This window comes from Dyadobacter diqingensis, assembly GCF_024220585.1.
Classification (GTDB): Bacteria; Bacteroidota; Bacteroidia; order Cytophagales; family Spirosomataceae; genus Dyadobacter; species Dyadobacter diqingensis.
The window spans coordinates 56,282-73,438 of the sequence record NZ_JAMXKF010000012.1 but is presented as its reverse complement, the minus strand read 5'-3'; the positions used below and the strand labels follow the sequence as shown (position 1 = coordinate 73,438).

Sequence of the window (17,157 nt, the reverse complement as noted above, 5' to 3'; positions counted from 1 at the left end):
ATATATATTTCTTATCAATGTTGGATTTAAAACAGTTTGAAATTTGGTTTGTCACAGGCAGCCAGGATTTATACGGGGAAGAAACGCTTCGTCAGGTCGATGAACATTCAAAGATCATCAGCGAGTTTTTTGATCAGAAAGCTGAAATACCGGTTCGCGTAATTTTTAAGCCGGTGGTAAAGTCATCTGATGAAATACACCGGATTTGTCAGGAAGCGAACGTGGCGGAAAACTGTATCGGGATTGTTACCTGGATGCACACGTTTTCTCCGGCTAAAATGTGGATTCGCGGTTTGCAGATCCTGCAAAAACCATTGCTGCACCTGCATACACAGTATAACAGGGATATTCCGTGGGCGGATATCGACATGGATTTCATGAACCTGAACCAGTCGGCGCATGGCGACCGTGAGTTTGGTTTTATCATGACGCGGATGCGGCTCAACAGAAAAGTGGTGGTAGGCCACTGGCAGCAAAATGACGTGATTGATGCAATCGCGGACTGGTCGAGGGTGGCTGCGGCAAGACACGATATGAAAGGTGCAAAATTTGCGCGGTTCGGCGATAATATGCGCCAGGTTGCCGTGACGGACGGCGATAAGGTCGCCGCTGAAATGGCTTTTGGATTTTCGGTAAATACCTATGCCGTTGGCGATCTCGTTTCGGTTATCAATCAGGTTTCGGATGAAGCCGTTAATCTGCTTACGGAAGAATACGAAAACAGTTACAATCTGGTAGCATCGCTGCACAAAGGGGGTGAAAAACATACGGCCTTACGTGATGCTGCACGCATTGAGCTGGGCATGAAGTACTTTCTCGAAGAAGGTGGTTTTAAAGGTTATACCAACACTTTTGAAGATTTGTATGGTATGAAACAGTTACCTGGCATCGGCTCGCAGCGCCTTATGGCAGCGGGTTATGGTTATGCGGGTGAGGGCGACTGGAAAACTTCCGCGATGGTGCGCGCGCTAAAAGTGATGGGCAGCGGACTGCCAGGTGGAAACTCTTTCATGGAAGACTATACCTATCATTTTAACCCGGCCAATAACCTGGTTCTGGGCTCACACATGCTGGAAATTTGCCCAAGTATTGCAGCGGGTAAACCTTCCTGTGAAATCCATGCACTCGGTATTGGAGGTAAGGACGATCCTGTACGTCTGGTGTTTAATGCGCCAGCGGGACCGGCAATCAATGTTTCGCTTATTGACATGGGCAATCGTTTCCGGATTCTTGTCAATGAGGTGGAAGCCGTTTCCGTGGAAGAATCGTTGCCTAAGCTGCCCGTGGCAAGAGCACTTTGGAAACCTGCGCCGGATATGAAAACGGGCTGTGCTGCCTGGATTTATGCCGGTGGGGCGCATCATACGGTGTACAGCCAAAACCTGACGACTGAGCATATGGAGGCATTTGCCGAGATGGTGGGTGTTGAGCTGGTGGTGATTGACAAGGATACAAAACTCCGTCAGTTCAAAAATGAATTGCGGTGGAGTGAAGCGTATTACAAGTGAAACGGATACCGGACTAAGGCAAATAAACAGAAAATGTCATATACTTATTTGAAAGAGCTGGTCTATGAGGCCAACATGGAAATTCCAAGGGAGGAGCTCGCTATCGTCACCTTTGGCAATGTGAGCGGGATAGACCGTACTGCCGGCGTTATCGCCATCAAACCCAGCGGAGTGCCTTATCACAGGCTTAAAGTGGAAGATATTGTAATCGTCGACCTGGATAATGTGCTGGTGGAAGGCTCCATGCGGCCATCATCGGATACGAAAACGCATACATTGCTGTACAAAAATTTTCCATCGATCGGAGGGGTTTGCCATACACATTCTACCTATGCAGTTGCCTGGGCACAGGCTCACCGTGCGATCCCGAACCTCGGCACAACGCATGCAGACCACCTGGTATCACCGGTTCCGGTGACGGAGGTAATGACAGATGAGATGATTCAGGGAGATTATGAACATGAAACCGGCAACCAGATCCTGGATCTTTTTACGAAAGAAGCATTAAGTCCGGAGGAAGTTGAAATGGTGCTGGTGGCTTGCCACGGACCGTTTACCTGGGGGAAGGATCCTGCCAAGGCCGTATACAATGCGATTGTTTTAGAGGAAATTGCCAAAATGGCATATCTGACCTTGCAGATAAATCCGGCAGTAACGAGAATCAAACAAAGTCTGATTGATAAACACTTTTTCCGTAAACACGGGAAGGATGCCTATTACGGGCAGGGGTGCTGATATTTTAACTGATAATGGTTAATTATAAATTGTTGATGGTGTACATTAACGATCTATAATTAACCATTATTTTTTGCCGGATTTTTTAGCAAGTTCCCTCATTTGCTGGAATGCTTCCTGGCGCGACATACGTTTTTCGCTGGATTTTGCAGCTTGAACGGATTCTTTGTCAAAACGTCCTTTAAAAAAGTTAAGCAATGCGAGTATCATGGTCCTGGTATTGAATTTGTCTTTAAACGCTGATATAAGGTAAAATCAGATCCTTATTCAAAGCTAAGTAAAGAAATTGATAATTTCTACTCGCGGTAAGCTATTAATCGGGATGACGAAGAAACCGGATTTTAAGAATCCAGCTTTTAGTCAGATTTGCATTAAATAAGGCCGTCCACCGACTGGGCTTCAATCCCGGCTGCCGTCTTTTTTAACTTAGAACCGGGCACAAATTCGCCTCCGATCCACCTGACAAAATTCTTGGAATGAGATTTGTAAATCTCAATAGATAAGGGTTTAATACCACTAAATTCTACTTCCTGAACGTACTGATCATGTAATTTTTTAATCTCTGTTAAGGTTTGACTGTCAGTTTTCATGCGGGGTTATGAATAATTAAAGGTTTATGTTAATTAGAGTATTCTCTTATTAAAAATATACCTGATAAAGAGGATGTATTTGCTTTTTGAAATTATTTATAAATAAACGTGGTTTAGTTATAAAACGGAAAACGATGTAACCGGACATAATCAGAGTGTATCTCTGGTGTGTTGCATTAAGTTACAAATTGGGAAAAACCGGGAGTTCTGCCGTTTAAAAACGTATACGGCAGTTACCAGATAACAACGTTGTGTGTATATGGAAGCGTTGAGAAAGTGTGCGCGTGAGCAGTAAGACTTTGCAAAAGTCTACCGTGCCGGAGATTTTACTCCTGCAAGATAGACTTTAACAAGCCGATTTCCAATGGTTTCGAAAGTAAATCTATAATATGGATGCTCGCTTTGGCTTTTTCTATATCGCGTGTATCGATTGTAGAAGAAAGCATGTAGATCCTGATTTTATTTTTTAACGATTCGGGTAAAAGATCGAACTGGTCAATAAATTCAAAACCGTTCATTCCCGGCATTTGGAGATCAAGTAAAATAACGGTCTCAGGAAGGTTGTCACCTTCGCCAACAAGAAAATCCAAAGCATCCTGCGCTGCATTAAAAGGCTTTACAGAATTGCCGATACCACTTTTTAAAATTAATTTCTCGTAAATAAATAAATCAAAAGCGCTATCATCAATTAAGATAAAATCAAATTGATTAGTCATAATTTCTATTTATTTACTGAAGGAATATCTATTTGAAAAATACTGCCCTCGCCAAGTGTCGATGTCACATTTATTGTTCCTTCAAGTTTCGTGATCGCTTCATGAACAATGTATAGTCCTATTCCTGAGCCGCTGTTGGTAGCGCCGGCGCGGTAGAACATTTTAAATATTTTTTCAACATCATCTTTTTTGATTCCTAATCCGTTGTCCTCAAAAGTGATTTTAGTATGCTCGGGTGTTGCGTTGATCGTCAGTTTGATAAAAGGGTTTTCTTTTTTTACATCCTGAAATTTAACCGCATTCGTAATCAGATTGTTAAATATGATACGCAACTTCATGGCATCGGAATAAAAAACGCCGGTTTGGTTGATATTGGTGATCATGTTAATTCTTCCGAACTCCGGTAAAAATTTAATCGCTTCGGTTACGTCATTTACCAGTTGCTGGAAATTAATTTCGGCAATGGCCTGAACACCTCTGGCGTTTTTGTAATAATCTATGATGTTGATAATGAAAGTATCCAGTTTTTTTACAGACTGTTTGATCAGGTCCAGATATTCATTCTGAGACTGCACGTCGTCTTCCATCAAGGCCAGGTTAACGATCCCAAGCACCGACATCAGCGGCGCGCGAAGGTCGTGTGAGGCGCTGTACACAAATTTATCCAGCTCCTCGTAAGCTTTTTGTAAGTCGAGGTTTCGTTGTTTTAATTCAGCTCTGGTCTTGAAAATATCATAAGCGTGTGTTATCGCATTCTCAACATACGTGTAATCCCAGGGTTTGTCGATAAACCTGAAAACTTCTCCCTTGTTGATCGCGTCAATGGCGGCACTGATGTCGGTGTGGCCGGTGATCAAAATCCGGATTGATTCGGGAAATTTGCTTCTTATTTTTTCAAAAAACTGAACCCCCGTCATACCCGGCATCCGCTGGTCGGCAAGAATCACGTGGAATTCCTGCTGCTCCATAATTTCCTCAGCCTCTACAACCGATATGGTAGTGGTGATGTCGTATTGTTTCCGGAATGATGCCTTAAACGATTGCAGATTATGCTCTTCGTCGTCTATGTATAATATGCGTATTTTTCTATCACTCATTGAGATTGTGGTAGGGCTAGTTTTTTAGTTATCGGAAGGGTAATAACAAATTCGGTTCCCTGATTTACTTCTGATATTACTTCAATTGTCCCGTAATGTACTTCTATAATTTTGAAAACGATTGATAAGCCTAATCCTGTACCTTCGCCTACGTCTTTTGTAGTGAAGAAAGGATCATAGATTTTTGCCTTAACGGCGGCACTCATTCCCATTCCGTTATCCTTGATCGAGATGGTTACGTGTTCATTGTCTTTCAGGAATGTCCTTACCCAGATCGTCGGTGTTCTGTCGGTCAGGTTACCCTTTTGCACGGCATAAATAGAATTGGTAAGGATATTCATAAATACCTGATTCATTTTACCTCCGTAACATTCCACGTTCGGAATACTGCCAAGATCTTTCACCAGCGTGAGATTCGTTCCCATCTGATAATTCAGGATAACCAGGGTAGACTCGATCCCTTCGTTTATATTAACAAAGTTAAGGTCTGATTCATCTACTCTTGAAAAAACTTTCAATCCTTTCACTATTTCTACTGTACGGCGCGCGCCATCTTCCATTCCCGTCAGCAAAAGGCCAAGCTCTGTTTTGATATACTCCAAATCCAGCTCATTTTTCAGATTTTCGATCTGGACCATTTTCTGTTTCACTCCTTCCAGGGAATCAATGCCGGGGATTTCATCATAAGCATCCAGAATTTCAATCACATCGTCGATATCTCTTCTCAATGGCCGGATGTTTGAGCTCACGAAGTTAATCGGATTATTTATTTCATGCGCAATACCGGCCGTCAACTGACCTAAAGAAGCCATTTTTTCGGATTCGATCAATTGTGTCTGGGCATCTTTCAGCTTGTTCAGCGTATCGTTCAGGTCGGTGTTTGCCTGTGTTAATTCAACGGTTCTCTCATTAACCCTTCTTTCAAGAACGACATTCTGTTCTTTCACAATTTTCTGGTTTTCCAAAGAAACACGCAGTGCCTGTTCCTGAGAAAATTCCCGTTCCTTTTTCAGGATATTGATCTTGTCGGCAAGGGCGAAAGAAAAGAGAATAACTTCAATGGCGGTTCCAAACTGCATCGTATAATTCGTGAACAAATTATATTGAAGCAGGTTGAGGTTCCGCATGATAAACAGGATCAGCCCCAGCAGGAAAATAGACCAGGCCAGAAGGAAGAATTTTGCAGGACGATATCCCTTCAATGACAATTTCAACGCGGTAATGAACGTCAGAATAGCACCCGTGAAACCAGCGAGATCGAGAAAGCGGTAACTTAATATTCCGTTTCCTGTGACCACCAGACATACTGCAACCACATACAGCGCAACGATAACGTTTAAAAGTTTCCCCCATATCGGCGCACGTTCGGATATATGAAGAAACTCCCGGATAAAGTAAATAACCGAAATCCCGGCCAGCGACGAGAACCAGACAATCGCGGAATTATTGAAATAATGTGCCGACGGCCACAGGTATTTGAAAGTATATCCGTTTAGCGTCGTTTGCGCGAGACCTATGAAAAAGATGTATAAAACGTAATAAAGATAACTTTTATCCCGCGTTGAAAAGTAAATAAAGAGGTTGTAAAGAATCATCACAAGGATGATACCAATGAAAATACCTGTAATAATTTCACTCAGCAACGCTGCCTGAAAGAAACCGTTTTCTGTTCTCAGAATCAGCGGAAGCACCACTTGCCTGCCGCCTTTTATTTTAAGGTAATAGGTTTTAGAACTGCCCTTCTCGATTTGTAATTTGAAAACAATGCTTTGATGGTTGACTTCTCTTTCGTTGAAAGAATAAGTTTCCAGAATCGATTTGTTATCAATTTTCCCCGAATCCAGAGAATATAATTCGCTGGAATGTAGCATGGGGTAGGCGAGTTCCAGAAATACTTTGGACTCTTCGCTTAGATTTTTTACCGTAAAACGAATCCAGTAAGTTGACTTGCTGAGCCCAAGATTGGGTGTTTCGTCATTACTTTTTTCAAATTTCGCTGAGGAAGGGAAGTTGGGAAATACAAATTCATTTTTAGTATCTTCTGCAATTTCAAGGTATCTACCGATCAAAATATCTCTTCCCCGAAAATCCACCTCCTCGGCTTTCAGCTGAAAAGAGGAAATGAGCAGAAAAGTAAAAAAAACGGTTCTGATGAAATTCATCGTAATGACTTTTATAATTTAGTATGATAAATAATATCCATTTCTCCTTTGGGACCTTTTTCAATAGCTTCCTGGACAGGATTCAGGCGAAGATCAAAGATCCGCTCCCTTTCCTCCTCGTGCGCACTGGGTAAATTGTGAATATCCTTGATAATGAGCGCTGTTGCTATCAATCCTTCTTTTGGGTAGTAAAAGGTACCATTATTTCCCAAATCTCTTATAATTTCAAAGCCAACACGGGCACAATTTCTTAAAGTTGCGGGAGAACACAGCGCCATGAGATACTTTACATTGACCTGCGTTGCGATGGCTACGCCGATACGGCCAAGGAAAATACTCCCGATGCCATACCCTGCCACCTCTTTTGAATTGAAAAGTCCGCAAAATTCAGCGATCGTTTCATTCCCGATTTTGTCGACGTACTGATAAATGCCCTTGTCAATTTTGGCAATGGCGTCTTCCATCGGCATTTTCATTTCCTGGGTGCGGATTTGGATACGGCCACCTCCGTATATTTTTTCGCCGTCTTCCGATTCAACCAGCACAACGTAGGTTTGCGGATCATGGAGCCATTCAACACTGGCTGATGTCACTTTTTTGACACCATATGACTCTAAAACTTTTCTATGTCCGTCTACGTACTTGAGACTTGTTTCAACATCATCCGGCGACCTGAAAGCTCTGATTTTCGCTATCATTACAATTTGTTGTTTTCAATAAACAATATCTCAGATAATGGTAGACGTTTTGATTTGATTGCCGGCTTATCAGCCTTGGCAATTTTAAAAAGAAAAGTTTCTGCCATATTACTTCCCACCGGGATTATATCCAGGAATTTTTCCCGAAGTTTTTTTACATTTTCTATTTCCTGGCTGTCAAGTCCGCCACTGCCATTGGCGCTTAATCTTGCAAACAGATTCAGCGGAGCGTTCAACGGATGGATGGAAAAGCCTAATTTTTCGGCCATAAGCCAGAGTCTCTGCATGGCCACACCGCCCGAAAAATAGTCCGCTGGTTTTGCACCAGGGAAAGCGATCAAACCTATTCCTGAGGCGAGGCTCGTGGTTCTGATCATCCCGTCGACCAACGCATTACCGCCTCCGATTGTTTTCAGAACTTCCGCAATTTTCGGGTCTTTGATAATTGAAAAAGCTGCAATCTGTGCGGGGGCCATGCCCAGGTTCCGCAAATCGAGACCATCGCCTGTTTTTTCGGAATGATCAGGTGTCCAGCGGATATTCCGCTGGTAAAAATCTTTATGTCCTTCGCTGTTCAGAAGCGTCAATCGCTCACTCTCGCCGATAATCTGCCCAAGTGCTTTAATTTTCTCACGGTCTGTAATGAAATGAATTTCACTGCCGTTTACGCTTTGAACCGCTTCTGTCAGATTGTTCAAAACCTCTTGAGAAATTTCAACTGGTGTGGATACATTTCGGTTTGAAGACCTGTCCGCTATAAACGCAACCGATTCCGGGGAGTACACGGTTGCGAAATTTTTATCCTCGTCATCCTGATAAAAATCAATTAGCGCGATCAGGCTTTGGTGTGATTCCAGCGGGAAAACCTCACTTTTTATTTTCAGACCGTACTGATGCGTTTTCAACACAAGATTCTCATACGCTGCCCCAAACGAGATATGCGCGGGAATATCGCCGAAATTGGCAAATGAAAAGGAACGCTGCGCATCGTGAAAAAGATATAATCTGCTGCCTCTGAACAACCATTTCCAGGGCTGATCATTGGCCGAGGAAGGAGCCAAACCGGCAGCTTCTACAATTTCAGCGATGATTTTGGTGTCGGGCGTGAAGGCGTCGTCAGGAGAAGGCAGGGAATCTGCGACTTGGATCGCTTCTTCAAGTGAAAACGACTCATAAGGATTGGCATTTTCGTCAGATTTACCGGCTGTATTTTTGTTGCCGATGATCTTTTCAAGGTCTACATAATATCTTCCCGACTCATTGTACTGGTCGAGGAGGATCCTTCTGCAAACATCGGTGACCACACCACCGCCGAGTGTCACGGCGCTTGCCAGCTGTGGCCAGGTACTTATCGTTTGCCCTAATTCTATCAGCGAGAGCTGTCCTCTGAGCGAACTGTTTCTGGCGTCGATGATTTTCAGCACCAGTGGTATTCGGTCTTCGGGACTAATATTTTTCAGTTTTTCTGCCGGAATGTCGTTCAAAAATCCGTGCAGGATAGGCCTGTCTGTTTCGAGATCAAAACGTTCTACATCCAGCATGCCTTTGTCGCTGGTTTCCATAACCACCGGGATCCCGTGATGTTTTGCCATTTGGCGGCAGGCAATTTTTATTTCCAGTCCGTCGCACTCGTCAACAAGGATATCCAGTTTGCCGCCTTCGAGCAGGAAAGCTTCCAGGTTATCATCCGTAATCCCTTCCTGATAACATTCGATTTCCAGGAACGGGTCAATTTCTGCGATTTCACGCGCAGTGACCACGCATTTGTTTAATCCTATATTCTGAATTCCGGTTTTGATCCGGTTCAGGTTACTTAATTCAATCGTGTCAAAATCAGCAAGTTTCAGCTTGCTGCATATTCTTTCCGTGGCAACACTCAGCGCCACGGCGTGACCTACGGAAAGTCCTATTATTCCGATGGTTTTTCCGAAGAGGCTTTGTTGCTCTGCCGGTGTTATTTTGAATTGATTACGGCTGGTTCTCAGCTCAATAAACTCTTCCCTGTTTAGTATGTGAATCAGGCGGTTTAACCAGGGGTAGTAAACCCAAACGCCTTCATGATCAGCTACTTTTCCTTCAATCCATGTGGTATATAATGCATCAGTATCCGCAGGGCTCAGTCTTTGTTTAGGGTTTCTGATCTTAAATAACTCTTTTTTTTGGGAAGAAAATAAATCAAGAACTATCTTATCCGTATTAGCTGAAATAATTTCGTTGAACTTTTCTTTATCAGCCTCCTGACGCAATTCAAACAAAACAGGCAAATAGGTTTTACTTAACTCTAAATCGTGGTACATCTTTTAAGCTTGCGTTGAGCAGTTATATTTTCAGGAAATTTTCATAAAAAGTCGCTTAGGTCTGACAATCTAAACATAATTTTAGAAGAACAATAATCTAGCGGACAAGTTATTCCAATAATACCCCGGCAAGGTAACCGCTGGTGAAGTATTTCATATCGTGCAAATAAGATTCAGAGAATGGATCATGTTGTTTTAAGAACAATAGCACCGTTGTTTAGTTCTATTATTTTTAGAATATGTTAATTTATAATCAAACATATATATTTGTACGGATACATTAAAATTACCGTAGAAATATTATTACGTATTTTGAAAATAATCTTGTATTTTTAGAAACATGAATTTATAAGTTTATTTCAGAGTTTACAACCTTAAAAATGGAAAGCCCCGAGAAAATAAGTATCCTCTATGTGGATGATGAAGTAAATAACTTGAATTCTTTTAAAGCAGCATTCAGAAGAGATTTTAACGTACTAACCGTAACTTCGGGCAAGGAGGGACTGGAAGTTCTTAAGTCAAATAAGGTACATGTCATTATCACAGATCAACGCATGCCGGAGATGACCGGCGTTGATTTCTTAATTGAAGTATTAAAGGAATACACTGATCCGATCCGGATTCTATTGACCGGATACTCAGATATTACCGCTGTTATTGACGCTGTTAACAAGGGCCACATTTATTACTATTTGAATAAACCGTGGGATGAGCAGCAGCTGCGGATTATCATCAAAAATGCTTACGAAATTTTTAGTTTGCGGGAGAAAAACCGGGATTTACTCGAAAAACTGATCGATGCAAACAATCAGCTTGAGTTTTTGCTGCGTCAAAAACTGATTTCATAAACGGTATTGTCCAACCGGCTCAATGGCTCACTTACCATTGAAATGCGCATGTTTGAGCAACAGTTATCTTCTTTTTAAAATGGCGCCTTTTTTATGAAATGGCGCCGTTTTTATTTCCCTGACCACATATCCCACTATGTAGTAGAATGTGGTAAAAATCAACGCTGAAAAAATAATTGCCGCCAGAAAAAGGTTTCCGATAACCTGCAAAAAGGTGATTAATTCAGACATAACGGTTTTTTTTGATGAAGTTTTTGAATTTTTATTTTAACCGTTAAAAAATTATTCCCGGAATTTTTCTGGCCGTTTTCCCCAATCGCCCTGCAAATGGTGATGGTATCTTTTTTGCTGTAAAGACTACGCTTGGTTACTGTGTTTAGACTTACTCTTAATTGATATCACAATGAAAAAGATAACTTTGATATTAGCAATGACCTTATTAACAGGGAGTTTTCTGTGTTCGTCGTGCGCGCGGCAGATGGAAAGAAGGGCAAAAAAGGCTAAAACCACGGAAAATAAAACGGAAGGTTACCTCTATTACCAGAATGATCAGGGTATGAAGGGAGATTCCGCTGTGAAGAAGAATGTAAATAACTGATCGGATATTTATGCTTCATCTTGCAACTGTCTGGGTTGTAAGATGAAGCATAAATAAATTTAATTACTTAGCAATAAGTCAATTAGTGTTTTGCTCTGTCGTATTGGATTGGCCAGTTGATCTGATCTCTCAGCTCATGTGCTGCATGGAGCGGGAAGTAGGGATTTCTTAAAAGTTCACGCGCCATAATGATCATATCGGCGTCCTCGTTTACGAGAATGGTTTCCGCCTGCGTTGCACTGGTGATCATCCCCACCGTTCCGGTCAAAATCCCCGTTTCCTTTTTTATTCTCGAAGCAAAAGGTAATTGATAGGCCGGGCCGACCGGAATTTTAGCATAAGAAACCAATCCGCCGGTGGATACATCAATTAGATCTATACCTGCCGATTTAAGTTGTAGAGATAATTCGACGGAGTCGTCGAGATTCCAACCGCCATCCGCCCAGTCCGTGGCGGATATCCGAACAAAAATTGGCAGATCTGACGGCCAGACCGTTTTAACATTACCAATAATTTCCATTAACAGACGCGTCCTGTTTTCGAAGCTTCCGCCGTATGTATCGGTCCGCTGATTACTCAACGGAGACAGGAACTGATGGATGAGGTAGCCATGCGCCGCGTGCAATTCGATCACCTTAAAACCGGCGGCCAGCGCGCGTTTCGCAGCATCTGTAAAATCCCGGATTATTTTTTCAATACCGGAATGATCCAACTCGTCGGGCATGGGATAGGTGTCCGAAAAGGCAATCGCCGAAGCAGAAACCGGTGTCCAGCCACCATCCCCGGGCTCAACTTTCCCACGTCCTTTCCAGGCTGCGGCAGTACTGGCTTTACGTCCGGCATGCGCGAGCTGTATACCGGGCACGGCACCCTGCTGGTTGATGAAAGAGGTTATCTGTTTTAATTTTTCAATATGTTCGTCTTTCCAGATACCCAGGTCGTCGGGTGAAATGCGTCCCTCGGGTGAAACCGCTGTGGCTTCCGAGATAATAAGCCCAGCGCCTCCAACGGCTCTGCTTCCCAGATGAACGAGGTGCCAGTCGTCAGCAAAGCCATCCACGGAGGAGTACTGGCACATGGGAGAAACGGTAATACGATTTTTGAATTGAATACTTTTAATTGCAAGCGGAGAAAAAAGCTTAGACATATCTGTTCAGAAGTTTGACTTAATTTTGAAATCCGGTATCATTTGCTGCTGCACATCGTTATAAGTATTGAACCACGGAGTAGTTAATAAAATTTAAAGTTGCAGAAACGCTCCGGGTAATAGAATTTTGTACCCGAGGTGTGAACACCCTAACAAGATTTAAGTCCAAAAGAATCCTTTATGAACAGAAGTATCAGTGCGGGGAGTAATAAAATTGTGTTTATGTTTTTGCTGGTTCTCGTTTTTTCAGCGAGCCGGGCTGCTGATACCTTTTTTGTGTCATTAAATGGAAACGATAACAATGCCGGGACAAAAGAAAGCCCCTTTGCTACCATCGCCCGTGCTAGAAATGCGTCCAGGGAATTTGCCTCGAAAACTCAGCCGACCATTATTTATTTGAGAGGAGGGACCTATGTTTTTAGCCAGACACTGGAATTCAATGAGCGTGATAAAGATCTGATCATTATGCCCTGGCAGGGAGAATCTGTGGTTTTTACGGGTGGCATCACGGTTAATCCTACCAAGGTGCTGAGACTGGGGCGAACGGAATACAAAAATGAATTCCCCGAGTTTTTGCAAAATAAAATAGGCGTTTTAAATCTGAATGAGATCGGTATCACTGATTTCGGCGACCTGCGTAGTGTAGGTTTTTCGAGACCTTATGCCCCTTCCTGGCTGGAATTGTTTATCAACGATAACCCTGGCCAGCTCGCCCGGTGGCCGAATGACTCGACGGTGATGATGGGTAATGTGCTCGATAAAGGGTCCATTGTGAGAAACGGAGACCAGACCAACCGCGGCGGAAAATTCGGTTACGGCGTATCGAGGCCGGCCACCTGGAAACATTCCAATGACATCTGGATCTCGGGATATTTCAATTATGGCTATGCGGAAGATGCCGTTAAACTGGCGGGAATTGATACCATTGCCCGCACTTTCACAACAGTGCAACCTCACCTTTACGGATTTGAATCGGGGAAAGCCTGGAACCGCTGGTATGCCTACAATGTGCAGGAAGAGATTGATCAGAACGGTGAATATTATCTGGATCGCGAACTGGGCCTGCTGTTTTTTTACCTTCCGTCTTTAATCACAAAACTGGATTTATCATTGCTGAAAGAGCCGATGGTGGCCATTGAAGGCGCGAGGAATATCACGATTAAAAACATATCGTTCGAGGTTTCGCGCGGCATGGGTGTATATCTGGAAAGGTCGGAAGGCTGCCTTATTTCGGACTGTGTTTTCAGAAACCTGGGTTCTGTTGCCGTTTCTATTGGAAAAGGCATAACACCGTTTGAAAGCCAGAAACATGAAGGAAGCGGACAGGAAGCATCCCGGCTGCTGGGAAGTCTGGATCAGCATTTGTACGAAAACACTACGTTTAATCGTCAGGGCGGCAGGAATAACCGGATTGTAAACTGCCATATCTACAACACCGGCGCAGGCGGCGTCAGTCTCGGAGGAGGAGACAGAAAAACATTAACACCTGCGGGTAATAGTGTTGAAAATTGCCGGATTCATGATTTTAACCGTATCGAAAAATCTTACAGGCCGGCGGTGAGCATTGATGGGGTTGGAAACCAAATATTGAATTGCGAGATTTATAATGCGCCAAGCATGGCCATTTTGCTGCATGGGAATGATCATGTGCTGGAATACAATAATATCTATGACGTTTGCCGGGAAATTGATGACCAGGGAGCGTTTTATTACGGCCGTGATCCGTCTGAAAGGGGTCACAAACTGAGGTTTAACTATTTCCATCACCTGGGAAATAACCACAGAACTTCGGCCATATACCACGACGATGGTGCCTGCGGGATGGAGGTTTTTGGCAATATTTTTTTCAAAGCCGGTACGATTCCGGTGCTGATCGGGGGCGGCCAGGATATCGTTTACCGAAATAATCTCTTTATTGACAGTCCGCTGGGAATTCACGTAGACAACCGTTTTCAGAACTGGTCGAGAGCTACGCTTGCCAAAGATGGGATTATTGAAAAACGGTTAAATACAGTAAAATTTGATCAGCCGCCATACGCAACCCGGTATCCCGAACTTGCCAGCTACTGGAAACAGTATCCGTCGGTGCCGAAGCGGTTATTTTTTGAAAGTAACGTTTTTGTAAAAGTGAAAACAACCCGAAAAGGGGAGGATAGCTGGTACAACTGGTCAGATAGCAATCGGGTCGGTGATGTTTATCCCTATAACTGGAAAATGATGGACAGTCGCCATTTTATTCCGGATGACACCCAAATGATGACACCTCCGGGCTGGCAAACTTTGCCGGTAGAAAAAATTGGCATTCTCAAAAACTACAAATAAAAAAATCCATCCCGGCCGGGATGGATTTTTGGCTTCATGTCAGGATCTTATCATTAACACCGACGGCGAATGTGATAACCACAAACTGTGCGTCTCAACGGCTTTTTTCCAGCTGTCCATGCTGATCAGCATCAGATCCTGCTGTTCGAGGAATTCCTTTTCGATCTTTTTGTCGTGGTACAGGGCAATATGGTTTGGTGCAATCTGCTCAATGGCCGATATGGTTTCTTTCAATTCGGGATTTTGCCGGATCACCCCGCTTGCATCCAGAATAATCACCCGGGCTTCGCTGTGATGGATAAGTTTCTGCGCAAACACCAGCAGGAAGCTATCGCTCAGGGAGAATATCGGGATGAAGATGTTTTCAATTTTAGTAAGCTCTTTTTCAACAAAAATACCAACCGGAATTCTTACCGACTTGATGATATGTTTGGTACGGTCGTCGAAAACGCTGTAATCAAAAAATCTTTCCTTACCCGTAATGGTGTCATACAGTCTTTCAGGGCTGATGATTTTGGTAGTGAAACCAAGTACTTTGCCCAGAATGGTCCCTTCAAAAACGTTGTGCCCAATCCCGACCAGCAGCAGATCGAAGTTGCCCACGTTCGCTGTTTCGATGATATCCCGGTCGATATTCTGGGAAGGTTTGAACATCGTGACCACCGGAAGATTCAGCTTGCTCGCCTCCTGTTTGATCGGTTCAAAACTTTCCTGTTCGTATTCGTCCGAATTAAACTGGTTCAGATCATTGCTCGGCGACAAATGCAGAGCCGTGATGCTTGCATTCGACGGTGCTTTTTTGATAAAACTATGTGCCAGACGAAGCATTGATCTGCCGCGCTGCGGACTGCCGAAAGATACCAGAATAGTATATTTACCGGTTTCGATCACAGATTCTGGCAGCTCTGGATTTTTTTCGGGCAGGAACCGGTTGACAAGATCAAGCGCCGGGCCGGTCATGCAGGTAGTGACAAGCGCCATAATCACCATCATGGCAAAGATTTCAGGCGTTAAAACACCAAGATCGTAACCGATATTGAGCACGACGAGCTCCATGAGTCCACGTGTATTCATCAAGGCGCCCAGAATAAGGCTGTCGCGCCAGTTTTGACCTACAAATTTTGCTGCGATGGCACTTCCGGCAAACTTACCGATGACGGCCGCAGCGATGATCAAACCGGTGATTTGCCAGAGATAAGGATCGTTTAACAGTCCGATCTGGGTTCTTAATCCTGTGAAAACAAAAAATAATGGGAGCAGCAGCACGAGAGCTACGTCTTCCACTTTTTCAATGAAAATATTTCTGAAATTCTGGTTGGCCGGCATGATTACCCCGGCCATGAATGCACCAAAAAGTGCATGGATACCAATCACTTCGGTGGCATAGGACGAGACGAGCAGCGTAATGAAAAATACGGCCACGACTGGTTTTGTTAACCCTTCTTTATAGGAATAAACATCGCCCAGTTTTTTCAAAAAAGGCTGTACCACTTTCAGCATAATCAACACATAACTTGCCGCCATCAGAATCGTGTATACTGAGCTGACGAAAGTTCCCGCTTTGACAATGGCAATAACCGCAGCCAGAATACACCAGGCCGTAATGTCGTCCGTGGCGGCACAGGTGATGGCCATGGTGCCCAGTTTGGTTTTGGATAAACCTCTTTCCTGCACGATTCTCGCCAACACAGGGAAAGCCGTGATACTTAATGCAATACCGGTAAAAAGTGCGAAGGAAAGGAAGTTCACTTCTTTCGGGGCAAACTGTTCGTAGATCACAAACGCAAGGCCGATACCGAGGGCAAAGGGAAAAATAATACTGGCGTGACTTACTACGACAGCTTCCTGCGCCTTGTTTTTAAGTATTTTAAGATCCAGTTCCATACCAATGACGAACATGAAAAGGATTAGTCCGATCTGGCTCAGGAATTGCAGATTTCCCAGCGATTTCACCGGAAACAGGAAACCGGAAAACTCCGGATAATACATCCCGATGAAAGAGGGGCCAAGGAAAATACCGGCGGCGATTTCACCGATCACGGTCGGCTGTTTGATTTTTTTGCAGATATAGCCAAAAGCTCGTGCTACAATGATGATCGTGATGATCTGTAAGAGAAGGATCGCAAGCGGACTGCTTATATTCTGCCGGTAAGTTTCGATGAACTGGTACCAGTGCGAACTTGTTTCTGCGACTTTTTCGATGGTTACTTTGCCGGCTTCCAGTTTTTCGCCCTGAATAATGATCAGGTACATGAGTACGGAAAAGGCGCCTATGGTAAGTGTATAAAAGAGTAAATTTCTTATGTTTTTCATACCTGGGTTTTGAATTTAGGACCAAATTTATCTCATTCCCCTGCGGCTATTTCCCGGTACGACACGTCATCGATTAATTATGTAACGAACGGGTAGAATTTTGTAATGAAACCTGTTTGTGTGTCC

Annotated in this window: 15 protein-coding genes; 5 read left to right on the top strand and 10 right to left on the bottom strand. The window is 43.5% G+C overall.

From position 1 onward, the window contains the following. The first annotated feature begins 17 nt into the window (after positions 1-17). Entirely contained in the window at positions 18-1,508 is a 1,491-nt protein-coding gene (araA, locus tag M1L62_RS25825; RefSeq protein WP_254562543.1) for an L-arabinose isomerase, read from the top strand. Positions 1,509-1,541: 33 nt separating this feature from the next. After that, entirely contained in the window at positions 1,542-2,243 is a 702-nt protein-coding gene (locus M1L62_RS25820; protein WP_254562542.1) for an L-ribulose-5-phosphate 4-epimerase, read from the top strand. A 66-nt stretch (positions 2,244-2,309) separates the two neighbouring features. On the opposite strand, the gene M1L62_RS25815 is transcribed toward M1L62_RS25820, so the two are convergent. The 7 genes from M1L62_RS25815 to M1L62_RS25785 form a co-directional block, all read right to left on the bottom strand. Continuing rightward, complete coding sequence (locus tag M1L62_RS25815; protein ID WP_254562541.1) at positions 2,310-2,453, bottom strand: hypothetical protein; 144 nt, start codon at positions 2,451-2,453, stop codon at positions 2,310-2,312. Positions 2,454-2,614: 161 nt separating this feature from the next. Next, the gene (locus tag M1L62_RS25810; RefSeq protein WP_254562540.1) at positions 2,615-2,833 is read right to left on the bottom strand and encodes a hypothetical protein; all 219 of its coding nucleotides are present in this window, start codon (positions 2,831-2,833) and stop codon (positions 2,615-2,617) included. A 326-nt stretch (positions 2,834-3,159) separates the two neighbouring features. Next, a complete protein-coding gene (locus M1L62_RS25805; protein WP_254562539.1) occupies positions 3,160-3,549 on the bottom strand; it encodes a response regulator in 390 nt (129 codons plus the stop codon). 5 nt (positions 3,550-3,554) lie between these two features. Continuing rightward, positions 3,555-4,646: a hybrid sensor histidine kinase/response regulator gene (locus M1L62_RS25800; RefSeq protein ID WP_254562538.1), complete on the bottom strand. Its 1,092-nt coding sequence runs from the start codon at positions 4,644-4,646 to the stop codon at positions 3,555-3,557. Next, positions 4,643-6,808 (bottom strand): sensor histidine kinase, encoded by a 2,166-nt coding sequence (locus M1L62_RS25795; RefSeq protein WP_254562537.1) that lies wholly within the window; start codon positions 6,806-6,808, stop codon positions 4,643-4,645. The genes M1L62_RS25800 and M1L62_RS25795 overlap by 4 nt, the downstream gene beginning before the upstream one ends. A gap of 11 nt (positions 6,809-6,819) precedes the next feature. Next, positions 6,820-7,506 (bottom strand): hypothetical protein, encoded by a 687-nt coding sequence (locus M1L62_RS25790; RefSeq protein ID WP_254562536.1) that lies wholly within the window; start codon positions 7,504-7,506, stop codon positions 6,820-6,822. Beyond that, positions 7,506-9,803, bottom strand: a complete 2,298-nt coding sequence (locus M1L62_RS25785) for an Rv1355c family protein (RefSeq protein ID WP_254562535.1) — start codon at positions 9,801-9,803, stop codon at positions 7,506-7,508. The genes M1L62_RS25790 and M1L62_RS25785 overlap by 1 nt, the downstream gene beginning before the upstream one ends. A 380-nt stretch (positions 9,804-10,183) precedes the next feature. On the opposite strand from M1L62_RS25785, the gene M1L62_RS25780 reads away from it, so the two are divergent. Beyond that, the gene (locus M1L62_RS25780; RefSeq protein WP_090335046.1) at positions 10,184-10,651 is read left to right on the top strand and encodes a response regulator; all 468 of its coding nucleotides are present in this window, start codon (positions 10,184-10,186) and stop codon (positions 10,649-10,651) included. Between the two features lie 63 nt (positions 10,652-10,714). Here M1L62_RS25780 and M1L62_RS25775 read toward each other — a convergent pair whose 3' ends face one another. Beyond that, positions 10,715-10,882, bottom strand: a complete 168-nt coding sequence (locus tag M1L62_RS25775) for a hypothetical protein (protein WP_254562534.1) — start codon at positions 10,880-10,882, stop codon at positions 10,715-10,717. 172 nt (positions 10,883-11,054) lie between these two features. Between M1L62_RS25775 and M1L62_RS25770 the strand changes: the two genes are divergently transcribed. Further along, a complete protein-coding gene (locus tag M1L62_RS25770) occupies positions 11,055-11,249 on the top strand; it encodes a hypothetical protein (RefSeq protein ID WP_254562533.1) in 195 nt (64 codons plus the stop codon). A gap of 82 nt (positions 11,250-11,331) precedes the next feature. On the opposite strand, the gene namA is transcribed toward M1L62_RS25770, so the two are convergent. Beyond that, complete coding sequence (gene namA, locus M1L62_RS25765; RefSeq protein WP_254562532.1) at positions 11,332-12,396, bottom strand: NADPH dehydrogenase NamA; 1,065 nt, start codon at positions 12,394-12,396, stop codon at positions 11,332-11,334. Positions 12,397-12,576: 180 nt separating this feature from the next. Between namA and M1L62_RS25760 the strand changes: the two genes are divergently transcribed. Then, complete coding sequence (locus M1L62_RS25760; protein ID WP_254562531.1) at positions 12,577-14,718, top strand: right-handed parallel beta-helix repeat-containing protein; 2,142 nt, start codon at positions 12,577-12,579, stop codon at positions 14,716-14,718. A gap of 39 nt (positions 14,719-14,757) precedes the next feature. Here M1L62_RS25760 and M1L62_RS25755 read toward each other — a convergent pair whose 3' ends face one another. Beyond that, on the bottom strand, positions 14,758-17,031 hold the full coding sequence (locus M1L62_RS25755; protein WP_254562530.1) for a cation:proton antiporter domain-containing protein: 2,274 nt from the start codon (positions 17,029-17,031) through the stop codon (positions 14,758-14,760). Positions 17,032-17,157 lie beyond the last annotated feature (126 nt).

What these genes read in the sequence shown, in the direction of transcription:
- M1L62_RS25770 (WP_254562533.1), top strand. Translation starts at nt 11,055, where the DNA reads ATGAAAAAGATAACTTTGATATTAGCAATGACCTTATTAACAGGGAGT.
- M1L62_RS25780 (WP_090335046.1), top strand. Translation starts at nt 10,184, where the DNA reads ATGGAAAGCCCCGAGAAAATAAGTATCCTCTATGTGGATGATGAAGTA.
- M1L62_RS25815 (WP_254562541.1), bottom strand. Translation starts at nt 2,453, where the DNA reads ATGATACTCGCATTGCTTAACTTTTTTAAAGGACGTTTTGACAAAGAA.
- M1L62_RS25805 (WP_254562539.1), bottom strand. Translation starts at nt 3,549, where the DNA reads ATGACTAATCAATTTGATTTTATCTTAATTGATGATAGCGCTTTTGAT.
- M1L62_RS25760 (WP_254562531.1), top strand. Translation starts at nt 12,577, where the DNA reads ATGAACAGAAGTATCAGTGCGGGGAGTAATAAAATTGTGTTTATGTTT.
- M1L62_RS25790 (WP_254562536.1), bottom strand. Translation starts at nt 7,506, where the DNA reads ATGATAGCGAAAATCAGAGCTTTCAGGTCGCCGGATGATGTTGAAACA.
- M1L62_RS25755 (WP_254562530.1), bottom strand. Translation starts at nt 17,031, where the DNA reads ATGAAAAACATAAGAAATTTACTCTTTTATACACTTACCATAGGCGCC.
- M1L62_RS25775 (WP_254562534.1), bottom strand. Translation starts at nt 10,882, where the DNA reads ATGTCTGAATTAATCACCTTTTTGCAGGTTATCGGAAACCTTTTTCTG.
- M1L62_RS25795 (WP_254562537.1), bottom strand. Translation starts at nt 6,808, where the DNA reads ATGAATTTCATCAGAACCGTTTTTTTTACTTTTCTGCTCATTTCCTCT.
- araA (WP_254562543.1), top strand. Translation starts at nt 18, where the DNA reads ATGTTGGATTTAAAACAGTTTGAAATTTGGTTTGTCACAGGCAGCCAG.
- M1L62_RS25785 (WP_254562535.1), bottom strand. Translation starts at nt 9,803, where the DNA reads ATGTACCACGATTTAGAGTTAAGTAAAACCTATTTGCCTGTTTTGTTT.
- namA (WP_254562532.1), bottom strand. Translation starts at nt 12,396, where the DNA reads ATGTCTAAGCTTTTTTCTCCGCTTGCAATTAAAAGTATTCAATTCAAA.
- M1L62_RS25820 (WP_254562542.1), top strand. Translation starts at nt 1,542, where the DNA reads ATGTCATATACTTATTTGAAAGAGCTGGTCTATGAGGCCAACATGGAA.
- M1L62_RS25800 (WP_254562538.1), bottom strand. Translation starts at nt 4,646, where the DNA reads ATGAGTGATAGAAAAATACGCATATTATACATAGACGACGAAGAGCAT.
- M1L62_RS25810 (WP_254562540.1), bottom strand. Translation starts at nt 2,833, where the DNA reads ATGAAAACTGACAGTCAAACCTTAACAGAGATTAAAAAATTACATGAT.